Genomic DNA, 19011 nt, shown 5'->3' with positions numbered 1-19011 from the left:
TGAGGTGCACAATGGGCAGCGGCGATTAACCGATGATTAACCGCCATGCCCTTGTCGCAGTGACGTTGGGCGCCATAATGTCAGCTTAATCGGCCAACTGCCTAATCCGCTTTTTTCTGTGGGATTCACCATGCACGTACTGGTTTGCGAAGACGACGAGCTGATTGCCAGCGGCATCGTTGCCGGCCTCACCGCCCAGGGTCTGACCGTCGAGCACGTCAACACCGCGTCCAAGGCGCGGGCGATGCTCAAGGTCGCCGAATTCGATGTGATGGTGCTCGATCTCGGCCTGCCGGACGAAGATGGCCTCAAGTTGCTGCAACAGTTGCGGCAGAGCGGCCTGGAAATTCCGGTTCTCATCCTAACTGCCCGTGACTCGGTGACCGATCGTGTCGATGGTCTGCAGGCCGGCGCCGACGACTATCTGCTCAAGCCTTTCGACCTGCGCGAACTGTTCGCTCGCCTGCAAACCCTGTTGCGCCGGGTGGCCGGTCGTAGCGTCAATCTGATCGAGCACGGCGCGCTGACCTACGACCCGAGCAGCCGCGAAACCCGTCTGGCCGGGCAACCGGTGGACCTGTCGCGTCGTGAGCAGTCGCTGTTGCAGGCGCTGCTGCACAATCGCGGCCGGGTGCTGTCCACCGAGCAACTGAAGGACAGCGTCTACGGCTTTAACGACGAGCTGGAAAGCAACGCGCTGAACGTGCACATCCATCATCTGCGCAGCAAGCTTGGCAAAGGCATCGTTGAAACCGTGCGCGGTCTGGGCTATCGCCTCGGGCCTGCCGATGGCGCAGAGCAAGGCAAATGATGAGTCTGCGACTGCGCCTGAGCCTGACGCTTGGCGCGGCGTTCGCGCTGATCTGGGCGCTGGCGGCGGCGTGGATGCTCAGCGATCTGCGCAATCAGATGATGTTTTCCCTCGACCAGCGCCTGGTTGCCTCGGCGCGCATGGTCGCCGGCTTGCTCGAGCAATTGCCGACGCTGCCGAGCAAGGGCGAGGGCACCCATTTCAGCGCAGAACAGCTGAATATTCCCGGTGGCATGGCTTGTCAGGTCAGCTCATTGCGCGGCGAGATTCTTGCGCGAAGCCATAACAACCCCGAGCAAGCGCTGGAAGCCGAGAAAATGGGCTTTCACGATCAGATGATCGACGGCGCACCGTGGCGCAGTTTCACCCTGGCCCGGGGCGATGTGCGCATCACTACGGCGGATCGGCAGATCGAGCGCGAAGCCTTGAACATGTCGATTCTGTTGGCGGCATCGGTACCGGTTGGCGTGGCGTTGCTGGGTTGCCTGTGCCTGCTGTGGCTGGGCATCGGTCAGGGTCTGGCGCCACTCAATCGACTGCGCGAGGCGCTGATGCGGCGCAATGCCGACTCTCTTGAGCCGTTGCAATTGCAGGCGTTTCCCAGCGAATTGAAGCCGTTGCTGGAAACTCAGAATCAATTGTTTCAACGCATCGGCAAGACCATCGAGCGTGAGCGTCGCTTGACCGGTGACGCCGCGCATGAACTGCGCAGTCCGCTGACGGCGATCAAGACCCACCTGCAAGTGGCGCGCATGACCGACGGCAGCGCGCGCGATCAGTCGCTCGCGCGCGCCGAGGAGGGTGCCGATCGCTTGCACCGCACCCTTGAACAGTTACTGTTGCTGGCGCGGGTCGAAGGCAGCCTGTCGTTCGATGACGGCTCGCAATGCAGCGCCGAGCAAGTGGCCAGACTGGCGATTCAGGACGCCACTGGCGGTGAACGGCTGCGGATCAAACTGCACGTGCCTGACGATCTGTCCGCCGCGCCGCTGCAAATGCCTGCCGTGCTGGCGATTGCTGCATTGCGCAACCTGCTCGACAACGCCTTGCGTCACACGCCTGAAGATTGCGCGGTCGAGGTTAGCCTGGAGAGCATCGGCAATCGTGTGCGTTTTGTCGTGCGTGACCATGGTCCGGGCATTGCGCCGGATGATTTGCAGCATCTGACCCAGCGCTTCTGGCGCAACGGGCAGAGCACCGGTTGCGGGCTGGGGCTGGCAATTGTCCAGGCGATTGTTCAGCGCTGTGATTGTGCGCTGCATTTCGACAGCCGCCCGGACGGCTTGCGGGTCGAACTGACCATGCCGTTGCAACCGCTCTGATCTCACCTCGGATCCCCTGTGGGAGCGAGCCTGCTCGCGAATGCGGTAAGTCATTCAACATCGACGTTGACTGGCCTGACGCTCTCGCGAGCAGGCTCGCTCCCACAAATGATCACGTTCTTCCACATCAAATGTAACTTCTCGGCGTTCGCTATCCGCCAGTGACGGGGCTAAGGTCAACCCAGCTTTGACTCAAAGGATTGAGGGAACTGCGCCATGGAAGCACCCGTCTGCGTTCGTTCGGCCACTCTGGCCGACACCGGCATCATCAACCGTATTGTCGAGCGCTCGATCCGTATCGGATGTGCACTCGATCACCGCAACCATCCACTTCTGGTCAGCGACTGGCTTAACCGCTCCTCCGCCGATTTCATCAGTAGCCGGCTCGCCGACCCACACTTTTATCTCTGTATCGCTTCGTTCGAAGACAAACCGGTCGGTGTCGGCATGGCCCGGGTCAGTGGCGAAATCCTGCTGTGTTACGTCCAGCCGGAATCCTTTCGCCGCGGCGTCGGCAGGGCGCTGATGCAGAATGTCGAAGGCTGGTTGCGGGTTCGCGGTGTGCGCAATGCTCACCTCAACAGCACGCGCACCGCCGAGGCGTTCTATCGGCACCTGGGCTACCAACAGGCAGCGCCACCCGGTCTTTCCAGCGGCCTACAAACCGTGCCGCTGCGCAAACCTTTGTCCTCACCGGCCGGACAACTCGATCAAGGGTGTAAATCCGCACCGCGCTGAAGCGTTTCCAGAACAGGAAAACCTGCAAGTGCGCCCCGCGACCGGAACGCGCACCTGTCGGTGTGCTGTTCTGGTCACTATCCATAGCGAATTGAGGGGTCGAGAGATGTCAGTCGCCACCAGTCTTATCGAAGCGTTGTCGGCCCGGGTCGCCTCGGCGCCGGCGGAAACGTTGTTCGAATTCAACGAATCACCGTTGTTGGCGCGGCAGAGCCGGCAGGAGTCCAACGCACGCAGTTACCCTCGGCGTATTCCCTTGGCGCTCAAGCGTGCCAAGGGCTTGTATGTCGAGGATGTTGAAGGACGTACATTCATCGACTGCCTGGCCGGCGCCGGCACGCTGGCGCTGGGGCACAACCACCCGGTAGTGATCGAGGCGATCCAGCAAGTGCTGGCCGATGAGCTGCCGCTGCACACCCTCGACCTGACTACGCCGGTCAAGGATCAATTCGTCCAGGACCTGTTCGGACTGCTGCCGACAGAGCTGGCGGCGCAAGCGAAAATCCAGTTCTGCGGCCCGACCGGCACCGACGCCGTGGAAGCCGCGCTGAAACTGGTGCGCACCGCAACCGGGCGCAGCACCGTGCTGTCATTTTCCGGCGGTTATCACGGCATGAGCCAAGGTGCGTTGAGCCTGATGGGCAGCCTGGGGCCGAAAAAACCACTGGGTGCGTTGCTCAGCAACGGCGTGCAGTTCATGCCGTTCCCCTACGATTACCGCTGCCCGTTCGGTCTGGGCGGCGCAGCGGGCGTCAACGCCAATCTGAGTTATCTGGAAAGCCTGCTCAACGATCCCGAGGCTGGCGTGCAATTGCCGGCGGCGGTGATCGTCGAGGCGGTGCAGGGCGAGGGCGGCGTGATACCGGCGGACATCGAGTGGTTGCGCGGCTTGCGCCGGATCACCGAGAAGGCTGGTGTGGCGCTGATTGTCGATGAGATCCAGAGCGGGTTCGCCCGCACTGGCAAGATGTTTGCCTTTGAACACGCGGGCATCGTTCCGGATGTGGTTGTACTGTCCAAAGCCATCGGCGGCAGCCTGCCCTTGGCGGTGGTGGTTTACCGCGACTGGCTCGACACCTGGCAACCGGGCGCCCACGCCGGCACGTTCCGTGGCAATCAGATGGCCATGGCCGCCGGTTCAGCGGTGATGCGCTATCTGGTGGAGCACAAGGTTTGCGAGCACGCAGCCGCCATGGGTGATCGACTCAGCGAGCATCTGCACATCCTGCAACGCGACTTCCCGCAGATGGGCGATATTCGTGGTCGCGGCCTGATGCTCGGCGTCGAACTGGTGGACCCGAACGGCGCGCCCGACGCGCTCGGTCATCCGCCAGCGTTTGCGCGTCTGGCGCCGCTGGTTCAGCGTGAATGCCTCAAGCGTGGCCTGATTCTGGAGCTGGGCGGTCGCCATGGCGCAGTGGTGCGCTTCCTGCCGCCGCTGGTGATCACTGCCGCGGAAGTCGACCGGGTGGCCGAGATCTTCGGTCGCGCATTGGCCGCTGCCACCACCGCGCTGTAAATTTTTCCGCGCGGCGAACGTTCTTTCTACATACCCGGCTGCATTCTTTGTGCAGCCGACCTTACAACGATGGAGAACCAGCATGACGTCAGTATTCGACCGCGAGGACATCCTCTTTCAGGTCGTGGTCAACCACGAAGAGCAATACTCGATCTGGCCCGATTACAAAGCTGTGCCGCAAGGCTGGCGCACCGTGGGCAAGAGCGGCCTGAAAAAGGAATGCCTGGCCTACATCGAAGAAGTCTGGACCGACATGCGCCCGTTGAGCCTGCGCCAGAAGATGGATGCGCAAGTCGCGGCGCAATAAGCGACCGGGCATAAAAAACCCGCTGGGCCAGTGATGGTCAGCGGGTTTTTTCATGTCTTGAATTTGTATTGCCTGCACAGTCTCATCGCTGGCAAGCCAGCTCCCACAGGTATTGTGGTTGATCACAAATGTGTGTTCGCCAAAAACTCTGTGGGAGCTGGCTTGCCAGCGATGAACGATGACTCGGTATCAGCCTGACTACGCTCCGCTCAACCCCTTGAGCAACAAATCCACATTCCCCTCCAGCTCCGCCAGCGGATCCGCCGCATCGGTACTCAACACCACCAGACGGCTGCCGGATTCGGCAATCGCCGCTTTCACCGGCTCCGCTGGCTGGCGATGGTGCAGCACCACTGCCACGTCATTGTCCTTTAGCGTCGCTGTCAGCTTCTTTAATTCATCTGGCGTCCACTCGGCATCAGGCCTCGCGTCCTGTCCGGCCAGTTCAAGGTTGAGGCTGCCAATCAGATAGCCGAAGTGATCGCTCAAGCTCATCACACTCAGGTTGTCCGCCTCGGCCAGACGCGCTTCGGTGTCCGCGCTGAGTTTCAGCAAGCGCTGTTTCAACGCCGCCAGGTTGGCTTCAATCGCAGGCTTGGCGCTCGGCGCCAGGCGCACCAGGTCTGCGGCCATCACATCGGCCATGCGCCCCATGTTGTTGCTCGCCAGCCATGGCTGACTGTTCAGATCATCAACCTGCAGGCCCGGCTGCACGGCGATGCCGGGCAGCGCACCGTCGACCGGGCGCGCAGCGTCGACTTCGACGATACGGATATTGCTGCGCCGCGCGATCGGGTACAGCGGATCATCGGCCCACAGCGAACGCAGACCGATTACCGCGTCCGCGCCGGTGGCCAGTTTGCTCAGCGCCGGAGCGCCACGGCCGGTGAAATACGCAGTCTGACGGCTACCCGGAAGGTTGGCCGGCGCCGCACGTTCGAGGTTGACGTTCGTGCCCTTGAGCAATGCTTCGCCCAATCCATAGGTGATCGGTAACGAGGCCAGAACGCGCAACGGTTTCGCAGTTTCAGCCGCCATCAACGGAGTGCAGACCACGCCACACAGGGCCATGGCCAGAGTCAGGTTACGCAATGAAAAAGCCATTTATCCAAGGTTCCCTTTCAGGCTGGGGACGACGCCGCGCGCAATGGCGGCGAGGGCGAAAGCGATGCCGGCGACCAGAATGATCGCGGCGCCGGACGGGATCGGCAGATCGAATACGATCGGCGCAAGAATCCCGCACAGGGTGCTGACGGTAGCGATCAGCACCGAGCACCAGAAAAACCCTTTCAGCGACTGACTGAGCAAGCGCGCCGCTGCCGCCGGAATCACCAGCAAGGCACCGACCAGAATCGCGCCAATCACCTTCACGGCGGCGACGGTGATCAGGGTCACCAGAATCACGAACAGGTAATCCAGGGTCTTGACCGCTACGCCACGCACCGCCGCCAGTTGCGGATTGAAACTGGCGAGCATGATGCGGTTGTACAGCGGCAGGGCGAGGGCCATGACCAGCGAACCGACGATCGCCAGCACCGCCAGATCATTGCCGTTGACGGTCAATACCGAACCGAACAGCACGTTTTCCAGAATGTGCACGTTGATCTTGCCGGCGAGAATCAGCAGCAGGCTCGCGCCCAGTGCCAGCGACACCGAGAGAAACACGCCGATCAGCGTATCCGGTGCCAGCCCGGTACGGTTGCGCAGGTAATTGAGTAGGATGCCGAACAGCAGGCAGTAGCCGAACAGGCTGCCGTACGGGCCGGTGTAGGGTTCGCCGAGCAGAATACCGATGGCGACACCGGTCAACGCGGCATGGCCGACTGCTTCGGAAAAGAACGCGAAGCGCTTGACCACCACCAGCGTGCCGAGCCCGCCCAGCACCGGGCCGATCAGCAGGCCCGCGAGCAAGGCGTTGACCACGAAACCGTAGGCCAGCGCTTCCGGCAGATAACCGGAAGACGCCCAACCCTGAACCATCAAACGAAAGGCTTCGTAACTCATCAGACCGCGCTCCGTGGATGGGTGGAAAACAGCGTCAGCAGACGTTCAGGGGTCAGCGCCAGTTGCGGTGTGGCGTCGAACAGCACGCGGCGGTTGAGACCGGTGACCCGATCGGCCAGCCGACCCACCGCTTCCAGATCATGCTCGATCCACAGCACGGTGATGCCCGCCGCGCGCCAGTCAGTCAGCAGACGTTCGAACACCTGGATCCCGGCCTCATCGAGGGCCGACATCGGCTCGTCGAGCACCAGCAGTTGCGGCGCCGGAATCAAACCCTGCGCGAGCAGCACCCGCTGGCGCTCACCGCCGGACAGCGCGCCCATGCGCCGCTTGCGCTTGTCCTGCATGCCGACCCGCTCCAGCGCTTCGCCGATGGCGCCGGCATAGTGTTTGCTCAAGCCGAGAAAGGCCGGGCGGCGTTGACACATGGCGGCCATGAAATCGTCGACGGTCATCGGCAAACCGCGATCGAACTCCAGCGCCTGCGGAACGTAACCAATGGTGCCGGGCTCGCCGGGCCAGTGCAGGCTGAGCTGGCCCTGATGCGGCATCTGCCCCAGCAGGGTCTTGATCAGCGAACTCTTGCCACCACCATTGGGGCCGACCAGCGCATGCACGCTGCCGGGCTGCACCTGGAAAGTGACCTTGTCGAGAATCGTCGTGCGCCCCAGGGTAAGGCTCACTTCCGCAAACTCCAGCGATGGCCCGGTTATCCCCTGTGAGAGCGAGCCTGCTCGCGGATGCGGTGCGTAATTCAACGAAGATGTTGCCTGATCCGGCGTCTTCGCGAGCAGGCTCGCTCCCGCCGGGTTATTGGTGTTGTCAGGGATCAGGGTTTCTTTCGACGTCATGCTCCCGACTCCTGAATCGCCCGAACCACGGTGTTGAGGTTGCCGGTCATTTCCTTTTCGTACTTGTCGGCGGTGTATTCGCCGTAGGAAATGTGCGACAGCGGGTACAGCTTCACCCCGGATTCACGCTGGATGGTGTCGACGTAGCTGGACGGGAAATCCATCTCCGAGAAGATCACTTTCACGTCGAGTTCACGCAACTGGTCGATGGTCTTTTTCAGCTGACTCGGGCTTGGCTCGATGCCGTGGGCCGGCTCGACCACGGCCGTCACTTCCAGACCGAATTCGCGCAACAGATAGTCGTAAGCCGCGTGCACCGTGGCCACGCGCAGTTCGGCGTTCGGAGCCTGGGTCAGTTTAGCCAAGGCGTCGGCGCGCATCTGCCGCAGGCGTTTGCCGTAGGCGCGGGCGTTTTGCGTGTAGGTCTTGGCGTTGTCCGGATCGATCTTGCCCAGCTCGCGGGCGATATTGTTGACCTGGGCGATGGAGGCGCTGATCGACAGGAACGTGTGCGGATTGACCACTTTGCCAGCGCCGCGCGCAGCGACACCGGTGGCCGCCAGCAATGGCACGTTTTCGTTGGCTTCGATGGTTTTGACGTTGGGTGTTTCGCTGGCGGCGATCATCCGGTCGGCGAAGTCGTCATGGCCGACGCCGTTGAGCACGATCACGTCCAGTCCGCTGATGCGCTTGATGTCTTCGGCGCGCGGTTCGTAGGCGTGCGGATTGAAGCCCGCAGGAATCAGCGGCACCACTTCGGCCTTGTCGCCGACGATGTTGGCGACGTAGCTGTAATACGGATGCAGAGTGATGCCGATACGCAGGCGTTTGCCTTGCTCGGCGCTGGCCAACGGGCTCAGCAGGCAGGCGCACAGGCCAAGCAGAAACAGGCGTAACAATGGACGGCGAGGAGATGAAATGGACATGGGCAAGCAGTCTTCTCTCGGATAAAGGCGAGGAATCAATGGCGATGTTCGCGGGTAACCCCGGCATCGAATTGCGCGACGATCTGTTTCCAGCCAGCGGCGGACAGCGCGGCGTCAGACAGATCTTCAGCAGGCGCGGGATCGGCGCTGCGCTTGAGCCAGATGTCCGGCGGCGCGTTGGCGTCAGTGCCGACACGCATCAGAAATGAACCGGCGACATCAGGCGTCGCACTCCGACCGAAATAGGCACGATCGGCGAGCATCTGCCATGCGTGACCACCACGGCTGACCGAACTGGCGTCCTGCGCGAACGGCGCGAAACCTTCTTCGGCCAGCACCTGTGGCGTCGGCAGGGCTTGTTGCTCTTCGCGCAGCAGACGGATTTCGTCGAGGGTCACGCGCAGGTCGGCATAGATGCCTTGCTCAGCGGCGCTGAGATCGCGGCGGGCGTCGTACTGGTTGCTGGCGACCGGCTCCGGTTCATGGGAAACCCCGCGCCACGCCACCACCGAGCCGGCGACCGCGAGGATCAGCAAGCACAACAGCAGCACGTTGAGGGTTTCATGGCCGGCGCCGGCCGGACGTACCACTTGAGTTGTCGGGGTACTCATGGGGCTTGGATATCCGCCTGGTCGATTTCCACAACGTGGCCTGGGCCGGCGTCGAACAGCACATAGAACTCGCTGCCGGGTTTCTTGAACGTCAGCGTCGAGTCATCACCCAATTTGCCCGGCACCAGAATGGTTTCGTCGTAGCCGATCACATCGAGGGTCACCCCCGGCGCGCCGCTGCCGTCGGAGAAACCGCCGGTGCATTTGATCTGTTCGGCATCGATGGCTTTGCATTCGCACATCGGGTTGTGCGCCAGGGCGCTGGCGCTGAAACCGGCGCTCAGCAGCAGCGCGGCGCTGGCGAGCAAACGGGTCTGAAGGGGTGAGCGAGTCATGGTTTGGCTCCTTGTTTGTTCAGCCACGCAACCGTGGCGGGGGAGGCTTGGCTCAGGGGAATCGCGGCTTGGTGCATGCTGCCGTCCCAGCCTTCCATGGTGATCCACAGCTCGGCGTCAGGTTTGGTCTTTGCCGGGATCGGCATTTGCGTGCCCATGCGGTACGGGGTGCCGAAGAAGATCGTGCCAGCGGCGCGCAGACTGCGCGGTTTGCCAATGCGCAGGTAAGTGGCCTTGACCTGTTCGACACAGGTATCACAAACGGCGGCAGTGAAATCCTTCATATAGCCGGCCGGACCGCTAAGGTGCGGCGCCTCGTCACGCAGTTCGGCCAGGCGCAGGCTCCACGGGCCGACCTGAACCGTGCCTATTTCACGTTGGCCCAGGCCACTGTCGCCGCGAAACAGCGAGGCATCGGCAAAGTATTTCGGCATAAAACCCAGCGGAATCAGCAACAGCAGAACATTGATGTGGAAGCGCCACTTGTGCCAGAAACGCGACAGGCGCGACGGCGGTGTGACCGAGATGGCTTTGTTCACAGGCTCGCCTCCGAAGGTTCACGGCGCAGCGCCGGTTGGGCGGTGACGCGGTTTTTCTTGTCCTCGCGTTTCAGCGCATTGGCGGTGGCCAACGCGGTGCGCTTGGTCCAGATCAGCAGGCCGCTGAGGATCATCATGCTCAGCAACAGACCGAAGAAGAACCAGATCAATTTGATCCAGATGCCGCCGAAGTCGCCGGTGTGCAGCGGGCGCATGGATTCGGTGACGAATTCCAGCGAGGACCGATCGGACAGCAACCGTGAGGAGGCCATTTCGCCGTTGTACGGGTTGAGTGTTGCGGTCTGGTACATCAGCGGATACCAGCCGCGGCCGCTGACGCTCATGTGTGAGTAGGCATTGCCAGGCAGATTGACGTAACTGGCCTCCAGCCCCGGAATCTTCTGCTGGGCGATTTCGATGGCGCGGTCCAGGCTGATACGCGGCGGCGGGGTGCCGGCGGCCGAGATCGGCACACTTTCGCGGGACATCGCCGGGATGATCGGTTCGCTGGAAATGGAAATCTGGTTATCGAACAGGATCGCCTTGATCAGGAACCAGATGCCGGTGATCGAGATCACCGCGATGAACCAGATTGACCAGATGCCGCACAGGCGATGAAAGTCGCCCCAGAAGATCCGCGCACCATGGCGTACGCGCAGGGTCGGGCGCAGAAAACCTTTCCAGAAGCGCTTGTACACCACCAGCCCGGTAATCAGCGACACCAGCATCGGCACGCCGAGCAATGACACCAGATACCAGCCCCAGCTATAGCCATTGGTGAACGGCACCAGCCACCAGCCATGCAGGGCGCGGGTAAAGGCCTTGAAATCGAAGGCTGGCGCGGTGCCCTGAATGACCCCCGTGTACGGATTGACATAGACCGTCAACGAGCGCCCGTCGGGGTAGCTGACTTCGACATCGAGGGCAAAGTGCGACTCGTCCGGACGATTGATGCTCTGCACCAGGGTTTGCGGCTCGGCCTGTTTGATCGCGGCGAGGATCTGGTCGTAGCTCAGTCGCGGCGCGTCGTCCGACGGCTGACTGGCGCGCATTTGCGGGTTGGCCAGCCAGACAATCTCCTGGCTGACCACCGCCAGCGTGCCGGTGACACAGACGATCAGCACAAAGAACCAGATCGGCAACGCCAGCCAGCTATGCACCAGGAACCACAGTTTGGAACGGAATTTCTTCGACATGATTGCGCGTCTTGATTGCGGTGGAAGGGGCCGGGCTACGGGCTTCGCAGCACGGAACTCCCCCGGGAGGCCGTTCGTGGCTTTTGCCTACGCGAACGGCCTGCATTCCTATAAGACGGATGAGCGAAGAAAATCCCGAAAGCGGATATGAAAGTAAATGTTTCGCAATTACATCGGCAGTGCATTTTTGCCGGTTGATCCGAGGTAGAAAAACCTCAACCTTGGTTAAACATCTCCATCGCCCGCTGGCGAATCTGCTCTTCGCTCAGATCCTCTTTGTGCGTGGCGAGAAACCACAGATGGCCGAACGGATCTCTCAAGGTACCGCTGCGGTCACCGTAAAACTGGTCTTTGACCTCGGAGACGCTTTGCGCCCCGGCATTCAGCGCTAGTTGAAAGGACTGGTCGACATCGGTGACATACAGGTGCAAGCCGATCGACACTGCCTGCTGCGGATTGCTCAGCGGCCCCTGATCGCAAGGCGTGCCAAGCATGATCGCGCTGTCGCCGATGCGCAGCTCGGCATGGCCGATGGTGCCGTCGGGCATGGTCAGGCGCATGACTTCGCTGGCATTGAAGGCTTTCTTGTAGAACTCGATGGCCTCGGCAGCCTGTTGGATGCCGAGATACGGGGTAATGCTGTGATACCCCTCGGGAATGGGTTTGACGCTCATGACGTTCTCCCTGTTTTTGTTTTCAACAGATGTGGTTACACCGGATTTACCCGGAGCAATCACTATAGAACCGTCCTTGCTGCGCAAATTGTTCGCCGACGAGCAGCGTCATCACTCATCGCGAAAGTGCGGGCCTGGCCCTCGGTCACCGAGCATGTCGCCTTTATTGCGCAATGGACACGCCTCCATGGACAGACAACCGCAGCCGATGCACCCGGTGAGCTGATCGCGCATCAGCGTCAATTGCCTGATCCGTTCATCGAGCTCGCGCTGCCATTGTTCAGACAGCATTTTCCAGTCCGCCGCCGACGGCGCGCGATCCTGCGGCAGGATCTTCAGCGCTTCGCCGATTTCCGCCAGCGGTATCCCCAGCCGTTGCGCAACTTTGATCAACGCCACCCGGCGCAGGACGGCGCGCGGATAGCGGCGCTGGTTGCCGGCATTGCGTTCACTCTTGATCAAACCTTTGGCTTCATAAAAGTGCAGCGCCGTGACTGCGACGCCACTGCGCGCCGCAACCTCGCCCACGGTGAGAGGCTTGTGCACCTGGTCTTTGCTGATCATGCTGAAAATGCTCTTGACCTTGACTTAACTAGAGGTTTTACCCTGCAGCTCTTCGGGTCGCAAGGCTCGCTTCAAGATGAGTGGGGGCTTTCCATGAGCAATCGCAGCTTTACCCAATTGATCGAATTTGAAATCGAACCCCGCCAGCAAGCAGCGCTGGTCTCGGCACTGGCGACGCAGACCGAGGGGCTGGCCCAGCGTTACGACGGGTTTCTCAGCGCCAGCGTGCAGGCCAGCGACGACGGCCGCCGCGTGCTGAGCTTTTTGCAATGGCAAAGTCGCGAAGCGGGGGAGGCGGCATTTCGCAGTTTCGAACGCGGCGAAGAGGATTTCTGGCAGTTGATCCGCACCCATCGGGCGAAAACCGTGACCTTCAATTCGTTCCAGGTGCACAGCAGTATCGCCCGCAGCCACGACGACGCGCTGCACTGCCGTTTGCCGGTCAGCCAGTATTAGCGCAAAGCTGATAGCCACTATTGAGAGCGTTGATTTCTGCGCGAGCGTGCCCGGGCGTAGCCTTTCTCCATCGACCCCACATTGCTCGCCAGGACGCTCCCATGAACCGTTTACTGACTGTTTCGCTGATGCTCGCTGTTTCCGTACTCGCCGGTTGTGCCGGCCATGTTTCGCCCGAGCTGCGCCCTTACACCGCTGAAGAATCCCGCGAACTGGCGCTGGAAGCGCTGAACCGCAGCGGCTTGTCGTTCGACGAATACCACGCGAAAAAAGCCCAATTGCTCGGTCAGCCGCAGAAGACTTTTGGCTTCGACCAACAGGGTGAGATGAGTGCCGAACGTGCCATACAGCTGCACGGTCGTCCAAGCTGAAAGCAAACTGTACTGCTTGAAGTTTTCCCTAACTGTCCGTGGGTTTGCCGGGCCGTGTGGGATAGGGTCAACAGCTGAATGACCCTGGATGGACTGCCTCGATGAACCTCTCACTTGATCTGCTGTTGGCCTTCGCCCTGTTTGCCCTTGTCACCTCGATCACACCGGGGCCGAACAACACCATGTTGCTGGCTTCCGGAGTGAATTTCGGTTTCAACCGCACCATTCCGCACATGCTCGGCATCAGCTGCGGCTTCTTCCTGTTGGTGGTAGCGGTGGGCTTCGGCCTTGGCGCGGTGTTTCAGGCCTATCCGATTCTGTATACGGTGCTGCGATATGTCGGCGCGGCGTATTTGTTGTATCTGGCGTGGAAGATCGCCCACTCCGGCCCGGTCGGCGACAGTGCCCACGGCGAGGCTAAACCAATCAGCTATCTGGGCGCCGCAGCGTTCCAGTGGGTCAATCCCAAAGCGTGGATCATGGCAATCGGTGCCATCAGCACGTACACGCCGATGCAGGGTTATTTCTATAACGTCGTGATCATCGCGGCGGTGTTCGCCATCATCAATCTGCCCAGTGTCGGCCTGTGGGCGGCGTGCGGCACGCTGTTGCGCAATGTGCTGAAAGATCCGCGCTGGTTGCGCGTGTTCAATTGGGGCATGGCGGCGCTGTTGGTGATCTCGCTGTATCCGTTACTTCTGGAAAGCTTTCACTGACGCATTGCTTCAATCGCCGGCCCGATGCCTGTTAAGCTCGGTTTCAGGAGCGTTCCTACGCACTTTTAAATGAAGCCCTACTTCTTTAACGGCATCCGATCAGGTATTGATGACGCTCTCGAACCCATGCACAGCTCACGAGGCTGTGCATTGTCGTTTGCAGACACGAGCCTCCTGATCCCGGAACACGCTCTGCGAGTCCTTTATGAACACACGTCCGTTGTATTTCGATTACGCCGCCACCACCCCGGTGGATGAGCGGGTCATCCAGGTGATGATCGAGTGTCTGGGTTTTCACGGTAACTTCGGTAACCCGGCGTCCAGCTCCCACGCTTTCGGCCAGCAGGCCCGGCAGACGGTCGAGCAGGCACGTCGGCAAGTTGCCGATCTGGTCGGCGCGCAGCCTGAGCAGATTGTCTGGACCTCCGGGGCCACCGAATCCAACAACCTCGCCCTCAAAGGCGTCGCTCAGGCCCGTGGCATTCCCGGCGGCCATATCATTACCAGTCAGATCGAACACAAGGCCATTCTCGACACCGCGCGGCAATTGCAGGACTCGGGCATTGCCGTGACCTATCTGGTGCCGGACGCCCAAGGCTTGATCACGCCGCAAGCGGTCAGCGAAGCGATGCGTGACGACACCTTTCTGGTCTCGCTGATGCTGGTCAACAATGAGTTGGGTACGGTCAACGATGTCGAGGCGATTGGCGAAGTGGTGCGCAGTCGGCAGGCGTTGTTTCATGTGGATGCGGCGCAAGGCGCGGGCAAAGTCGCGATCGATCTGAGCCGCTGGCCGGTGGATCTGATGTCGTTTTCCGCACACAAACTCTACGGCCCCAAGGGCATCGGCGCCTTGTATGTCGGCCCGCAGGCGCAGCAACGCTTGCAGGCACAGATCCACGGTGGCGGTCATGAAGGTGGCCTGCGCTCCGGAACCCTGGCGACTCATCAGATTGCCGGTATGGGCGCCGCATTCGCGCTGGCCGCCGACGCGTTCGTTGAAGAGAAGAACACGATTGTCGCTTTGCGCGAACGCTTGCTCGCACGCTTGATGACTCTACCCGGCGTGCGCCTCAATGGCAGTGCCTCCCAGCGTATTCCGCACACCCTGAGCCTGACCTTCAGCGAGGGCGAGTTCAACAGCGCCGCATTGAGCCATTCGATCGCGTTTTCCGCGACGTCGGCGTGTAATTCCGCAAGTAATGCGCCGTCCCACGTGCTGCTCGCGCTCGGACACGATGCGCGGCTGGCGGGGCGCACCATTCGCTTGAGCCTCGGGCGGTTTACCACCGTTGAGGATGTCGACAAGGCCGTTGACCTGATCACAACCGCCTGCGCCAGTGCCCCGGCATTCTGGGCGACAGGGCTCTAAACAGCAGACGCTTTCCATGGCCGCGAAGGCTACGAACAATAACGTTGACGCGATTAGCAGGAGACATGATGAGTTCCCACACCTTGACCGAAGGATCGGTGCCTCAGCGCCTGGCGCATACCCGTGAACTGATGCGCCGCGAAGGCATCCATGCGCTGCTGGTGCCGTCCGCCGACCCGCATCTTTCGGAATACCTGCCGGGTTACTGGCAGGGCCGGCAATGGCTGTCGGGTTTCCACGGTTCGGTCGGTACGCTGATCGTCACTGCGGATTTCGCCGGTGTGTGGGCCGACAGTCGTTACTGGGAACAGGCGACGAAAGAGCTCAACGGCAGCGGCATCGAACTGGTCAAGCTGCAACCGGGGCAACCGAGCCCGCTGGACTGGCTGGCCGAGCAAACCCCCGAGGGCGGCGTGGTTGCGGTCGATGGTGCGGTAATGGCGGTGGCTTCGGCGCGCACACTGAGCAGCAAGCTCGAGGCACGCGGTGCTCGCCTGCGCACCGATTTCGACCTGTTGCAGGAAGTCTGGCGTGATCGCCCGAGCCTGCCGAACGCGCCGATCTATCAGCATCTGCCGCCGCAAGCGACTATCAGCCGCGGCGAGAAACTCGCGAAATTGCGCGAAACCTTGCAAGAACGTGGTGCCGACTGGCACTTCATCGCCACCCTGGATGACATCGCCTGGCTGTTCAACCTGCGCGGCGGAGATGTCTCCTTCAATCCTGTATTTGTTTCGTTCGCCTTGATCAATCAGCAACAGGCCACGCTGTTCGTGGCGCTGAGCAAGGTCGATGGCGATCTGCGCGCGGTACTCGAGCAGGATGGCGTGACGCTGCGTGACTACAGCGAAGTGGCCGATGCGTTGCGTGCTGTGCCGAGTGACGCGAGCCTGCTGGTCGATCCGGCGCGAGTGACCACGGGGTTGCTGGATAACCTGGACAGTGGCGTGAAACTGGTCGAGGGCCTCAACCCGACTACGTTGGCCAAATCGCAGAAAAGCGAAGCCGACGCTCAGCACATCCGCAAAGCGATGGAGCAGGATGGCGCGGCGTTGTGCGAATTCTTTGCCTGGCTGGAGTCAGCGTGGGGGCGCGAGCGCATCACCGAACTGACCATCGACGAGAAACTTACCGCTGCCCGTGAACGTCGTCCCGATTACGTTTCGCTGAGCTTCAACACGATTGCCGCGTTCAACGCCAATGGCGCGATGCCTCACTATCACGCTACTGAAGAGGAGCATGCGTTGATCGAGGGTGATGGTCTGTTGCTCATCGATTCCGGTGGTCAATACCTCGGAGGTACCACAGACATCACGCGCATGGTCCCGGTGGGTACGCCGACCCAGGAGCAGAAACAGGATTGCACGCGCGTGTTGAAAGGCGTGATTGCGCTGTCGCGGGCACGATTCCCGAAAGGCATTCTGTCGCCGCTGCTCGACGCCATCGCTCGTGCGCCGATCTGGGCTGACAACGTCGACTACGGCCACGGCACTGGTCACGGCGTGGGCTATTTCCTCAACGTTCACGAAGGTCCGCAGGTAATTGCCTATCAGGCGGCACCGGCGCCACAAACGGCAATGCAGCCGGGGATGATCACCTCGATCGAACCCGGCACTTATCGCCCGGGCCGCTGGGGTGTGCGCATCGAAAACCTGGCGATGAACCGTGAGGCCGGCAGCAGCGAATTCGGCGACTTCCTCAAGTTCGAAACCCTGACGCTGTGCCCGATCGATACCCGCTGCCTGATTGCTGACCTGCTGACCCACGAAGAAAAGCAGTGGCTGAACGACTACCACCGCGAAGTGCGTGAGCGACTGAGTCCATTGCTGGATGGCGCGGCGCTGAGCTGGCTGAACGAGCGCACTGTGACCATTTGATCGATTTACCCAAGGCGCCGCTCGCGGTGCCTTGGGTCTCGGCTTCAATCCTGGCGCAATGCCTCTTCCACGAAGTCGAGTCGATCCTGACCGAAGAACAACTGATCGCCAATGAACATGCTGGGGGCACCGAAAACGCCGCGCTTGATCGCGGCTTCGGTGTTTTCCTTGAGTGCGGCTTTTACTGATTCATCGTTGGTCAGCGCCATTATCTCTTGGGGGTCGAAGCCGTTTTCAGTCAGCACGGCGGCAACGGTTTGCGGATCGTTGAGGTTACGGCCTTCTACCCAAAGCGCCTTGAACAGGCAATCGACGAACTCGGCGAAACGCTGCGGCTGGCGCATCTGCATGCCAGTGACGGCACGCATCAGTATCAGCGTGTTGATTGGAAAGTGCGGATTGAATCTGAGCTGTACGCCGTAGCGTTTGGCGAAGCGATCGAGGTCTTGAAACATGTAGCGACCCTTGGCCGGAATCACTGCCGGCGAAGCATTGCCGGTGGCTTTGAACACGCCGCCCAACAGCATCGGGATATAGGTCAATTCGCTTTGGGTATCGGCGCAGATTTTCGCTAGCTGGGTGTGCGCCAGATAGGTGGTCGGGCTGCCGAGGTCGAAATAGAATTCCACGGTTTTCGTCATGATCAAATCGCTCTCTTATTGTTGTAATGAGGGGGGAGGGCTTACCAGCGTTCGTTCCAAGGCCGCAGGTCCAGCTCAAAAGTCCAGGCATCCCGTGGCTGACTGTGCAGATACCAATAGTTTTCAGCGATGTGCTCTGGATTGAGAATGCCGTCCTGATCCTTGGTCGCGTATTTTTCGGGAAAGCTGCTGCGGATGAAATCGGTGTCGATCGCACCATCAACCACGACGTGGGCGACATGAATGTTCATCGGCCCCAACTCTCTCGCCATGCTTTGCGCCAGTGCGCGGATGCCGTGTTTGGCTCCGGCGAAAGCGGCAAATCCAGAAGCACCGCGCAGCCCGGCCGTGGCACCAGTGAACAGAATCGTGCCGCGCTGCCGAGTCACCATGCGCTTGGCCACTTCACGGGCATTGAGAAAGCCGGAGAAGCAGGCCATCTCCCAGATCTTGAAATATTTGCGCGCGGTTTCTTCGAGAATACTGCACGGTACGTTGGCGCCGATGTTGAAAACAAAGGCTTCGATCGGGCCTACGCGGGTTTCGATGTCTTCGATCAAGGCGATGACGTCATCTTCCTTGCGCGCATCACAGGCAAAACCATGGGCCTCACCGCCCTCAGCGATGATTGCGTCAACCAGAGGCTGCAGTTTGTCGGCGCTGCGCCGGGTTACGCAGGCAATAAAACCCTCACTGGCAAAGCGTTTGGCAATGGCCCCGCCGGTGGCATCGCCGGCCCCGACAACCAACACGACCTTCTTGTTATTCATGGGTGAACCCTTTTTGGTTAACGATCGTTTAGTTAACGAACGTTATGCTAGGATTCGGGCAGCGTCAAGGCGAGCTATTTCAGGAGAGGGCATGCGTTATTCGGCCGGACACAAATCGGAAACCCGCGAACGATTGCTGCAAAGCAGCGCGCTGTCGGCAAAGAAATCGGGGTTTTCCACGGTGGGCGTGGATGGCCTGATGAAAGCCATCGGTTTGAGTGGCGCCGCGTTCTACAGCCACTTTTCGTCCAAGGATGCGTTGTTCGCTGCCATCGTCGAGCGAGAGTTGAGTGAAAGTCTTGAGCGCCTTGGTGGCCAGGGCGGTGCAGATCGGCAGCGGCTGGAGCGTTGTCTGAAGCAGTACCTGAGCATGGCCCACGTCGAGCAACCTGAGATCGGTTGCGCGCTGCC

General features: G+C 60.8%; 23 protein-coding genes (1 of these 23 running past the window's edge). 11 read left to right on the top strand and 12 right to left on the bottom strand.

Features of this window, described 5'->3' with window-relative positions; all coding sequences use genetic code 11:
* The first annotated feature begins 130 nt into the window (after nucleotides 1-130).
* The 5 genes from BXA01_RS07080 to BXA01_RS07060 all read left to right on the top strand — a co-directional run bounded on the left by BXA01_RS07080 (nucleotide 131) and on the right by BXA01_RS07060 (nucleotide 4697).
* Nucleotides 131-811, top strand: a complete 681-nt coding sequence (locus BXA01_RS07080) for a response regulator (protein WP_039759813.1) — start codon at nucleotides 131-133, stop codon at nucleotides 809-811.
* Nucleotides 808-2133, top strand: coding sequence for an ATP-binding protein (locus BXA01_RS07075; RefSeq protein WP_076563691.1), 1326 nt, complete (start codon nucleotides 808-810; stop codon nucleotides 2131-2133). The genes BXA01_RS07080 and BXA01_RS07075 overlap by 4 nt, the downstream gene beginning before the upstream one ends.
* Before the next feature lie 216 nt (nucleotides 2134-2349).
* Nucleotides 2350-2871, top strand: coding sequence for a GNAT family N-acetyltransferase (locus BXA01_RS07070; protein WP_076563690.1), 522 nt, complete (start codon nucleotides 2350-2352; stop codon nucleotides 2869-2871).
* A gap of 106 nt (nucleotides 2872-2977) precedes the next feature.
* A complete protein-coding gene (locus tag BXA01_RS07065) occupies nucleotides 2978-4390 on the top strand; it encodes an aspartate aminotransferase family protein (RefSeq protein ID WP_076563689.1) in 1413 nt (470 codons plus the stop codon).
* 82 nt (nucleotides 4391-4472) lie between these two features.
* On the top strand, nucleotides 4473-4697 hold the full coding sequence (locus BXA01_RS07060) for an MbtH family protein (RefSeq protein WP_016770808.1): 225 nt from the start codon (nucleotides 4473-4475) through the stop codon (nucleotides 4695-4697).
* A gap of 198 nt (nucleotides 4698-4895) precedes the next feature.
* Here the strand turns inward: BXA01_RS07060 and BXA01_RS07055 are convergent, their stop codons facing one another.
* The 10 genes from BXA01_RS07055 to soxR form a co-directional block, all read right to left on the bottom strand.
* Nucleotides 4896-5801 (bottom strand): metal ABC transporter substrate-binding protein, encoded by a 906-nt coding sequence (locus BXA01_RS07055; RefSeq protein ID WP_076563688.1) that lies wholly within the window; start codon nucleotides 5799-5801, stop codon nucleotides 4896-4898.
* A complete protein-coding gene (locus tag BXA01_RS07050) occupies nucleotides 5802-6701 on the bottom strand; it encodes a metal ABC transporter permease (protein WP_007917717.1) in 900 nt (299 codons plus the stop codon).
* On the bottom strand, nucleotides 6701-7552 hold the full coding sequence (locus BXA01_RS07045; RefSeq protein WP_076563687.1) for a metal ABC transporter ATP-binding protein: 852 nt from the start codon (nucleotides 7550-7552) through the stop codon (nucleotides 6701-6703). Before BXA01_RS07045 ends, BXA01_RS07050 begins: the two co-directional genes overlap by 1 nt.
* A complete protein-coding gene (locus BXA01_RS07040; protein WP_056788579.1) occupies nucleotides 7549-8478 on the bottom strand; it encodes a metal ABC transporter substrate-binding protein in 930 nt (309 codons plus the stop codon). Before BXA01_RS07040 ends, BXA01_RS07045 begins: the two co-directional genes overlap by 4 nt.
* A gap of 35 nt (nucleotides 8479-8513) precedes the next feature.
* Nucleotides 8514-9089, bottom strand: a complete 576-nt coding sequence (locus tag BXA01_RS07035) for a DUF6162 family protein (RefSeq protein WP_076563686.1) — start codon at nucleotides 9087-9089, stop codon at nucleotides 8514-8516.
* The gene (locus BXA01_RS07030) at nucleotides 9086-9424 is read right to left on the bottom strand and encodes a hypothetical protein (RefSeq protein WP_076563685.1); all 339 of its coding nucleotides are present in this window, start codon (nucleotides 9422-9424) and stop codon (nucleotides 9086-9088) included. The genes BXA01_RS07035 and BXA01_RS07030 overlap by 4 nt, the downstream gene beginning before the upstream one ends.
* Nucleotides 9421-9963, bottom strand: coding sequence for a hypothetical protein (locus tag BXA01_RS07025; RefSeq protein WP_016770801.1), 543 nt, complete (start codon nucleotides 9961-9963; stop codon nucleotides 9421-9423). Before BXA01_RS07025 ends, BXA01_RS07030 begins: the two co-directional genes overlap by 4 nt.
* Nucleotides 9960-11159, bottom strand: a complete 1200-nt coding sequence (locus BXA01_RS07020; protein WP_076563684.1) for a PepSY-associated TM helix domain-containing protein — start codon at nucleotides 11157-11159, stop codon at nucleotides 9960-9962. Before BXA01_RS07020 ends, BXA01_RS07025 begins: the two co-directional genes overlap by 4 nt.
* A gap of 215 nt (nucleotides 11160-11374) precedes the next feature.
* Nucleotides 11375-11833 (bottom strand): VOC family protein, encoded by a 459-nt coding sequence (locus BXA01_RS07015; protein ID WP_076563683.1) that lies wholly within the window; start codon nucleotides 11831-11833, stop codon nucleotides 11375-11377.
* 111 nt (nucleotides 11834-11944) lie between these two features.
* Nucleotides 11945-12397, bottom strand: a complete 453-nt coding sequence (gene soxR / locus BXA01_RS07010) for a redox-sensitive transcriptional activator SoxR (protein ID WP_056788635.1) — start codon at nucleotides 12395-12397, stop codon at nucleotides 11945-11947.
* A gap of 93 nt (nucleotides 12398-12490) precedes the next feature.
* On the opposite strand from soxR, the gene BXA01_RS07005 reads away from it, so the two are divergent.
* The 5 genes from BXA01_RS07005 to BXA01_RS06985 all read left to right on the top strand — a co-directional run bounded on the left by BXA01_RS07005 (nucleotide 12491) and on the right by BXA01_RS06985 (nucleotide 17189).
* Nucleotides 12491-12853: an antibiotic biosynthesis monooxygenase gene (locus BXA01_RS07005; protein WP_056788591.1), complete on the top strand. Its 363-nt coding sequence runs from the start codon at nucleotides 12491-12493 to the stop codon at nucleotides 12851-12853.
* Nucleotides 12854-12954: 101 nt separating this feature from the next.
* Entirely contained in the window at nucleotides 12955-13224 is a 270-nt protein-coding gene (locus tag BXA01_RS07000; protein ID WP_016770723.1) for a hypothetical protein, read from the top strand.
* A 101-nt stretch (nucleotides 13225-13325) separates the two neighbouring features.
* Nucleotides 13326-13940: a LysE family translocator gene (locus tag BXA01_RS06995; RefSeq protein ID WP_076563682.1), complete on the top strand. Its 615-nt coding sequence runs from the start codon at nucleotides 13326-13328 to the stop codon at nucleotides 13938-13940.
* 205 nt (nucleotides 13941-14145) lie between these two features.
* Complete coding sequence (locus tag BXA01_RS06990) at nucleotides 14146-15312, top strand: aminotransferase class V-fold PLP-dependent enzyme (RefSeq protein ID WP_076563681.1); 1167 nt, start codon at nucleotides 14146-14148, stop codon at nucleotides 15310-15312.
* Nucleotides 15313-15380: 68 nt separating this feature from the next.
* On the top strand, nucleotides 15381-17189 hold the full coding sequence (locus BXA01_RS06985; protein WP_076563680.1) for an aminopeptidase P family protein: 1809 nt from the start codon (nucleotides 15381-15383) through the stop codon (nucleotides 17187-17189).
* A 44-nt stretch (nucleotides 17190-17233) separates the two neighbouring features.
* Here BXA01_RS06985 and BXA01_RS06980 read toward each other — a convergent pair whose 3' ends face one another.
* Both BXA01_RS06980 and BXA01_RS06975 read right to left on the bottom strand, forming a co-directional pair.
* On the bottom strand, nucleotides 17234-17830 hold the full coding sequence (locus tag BXA01_RS06980; protein ID WP_076567683.1) for a 2-hydroxychromene-2-carboxylate isomerase: 597 nt from the start codon (nucleotides 17828-17830) through the stop codon (nucleotides 17234-17236).
* Between the two features lie 41 nt (nucleotides 17831-17871).
* Nucleotides 17872-18600 carry an SDR family oxidoreductase gene (locus tag BXA01_RS06975; RefSeq protein WP_076563679.1) on the bottom strand — a complete coding sequence of 243 codons (729 nt, stop codon included), beginning with the start codon at nucleotides 18598-18600 and terminating at the stop codon, nucleotides 17872-17874.
* Between the two features lie 91 nt (nucleotides 18601-18691).
* Between BXA01_RS06975 and BXA01_RS06970 the strand changes: the two genes are divergently transcribed.
* On the top strand, nucleotides 18692-19011 hold the 5' portion of the coding sequence (locus BXA01_RS06970) for a TetR/AcrR family transcriptional regulator (protein ID WP_076563678.1). 250 nt of this gene lie beyond the right edge of the window; the window shows 320 of its 570 coding nt (coding positions 1-320); it begins with the start codon at nucleotides 18692-18694; the stop codon falls past the right edge of the window.

The sequence above is a fragment of the Pseudomonas sp. B10 genome (assembly GCF_900156235.1).
GTDB lineage: Bacteria > Pseudomonadota > Gammaproteobacteria > Pseudomonadales > Pseudomonadaceae > Aquipseudomonas > Aquipseudomonas siliginis.
The sequence above is the reverse complement of the archived record's forward strand: the minus strand, read 5'-3'. Positions and strand labels throughout refer to the sequence as shown.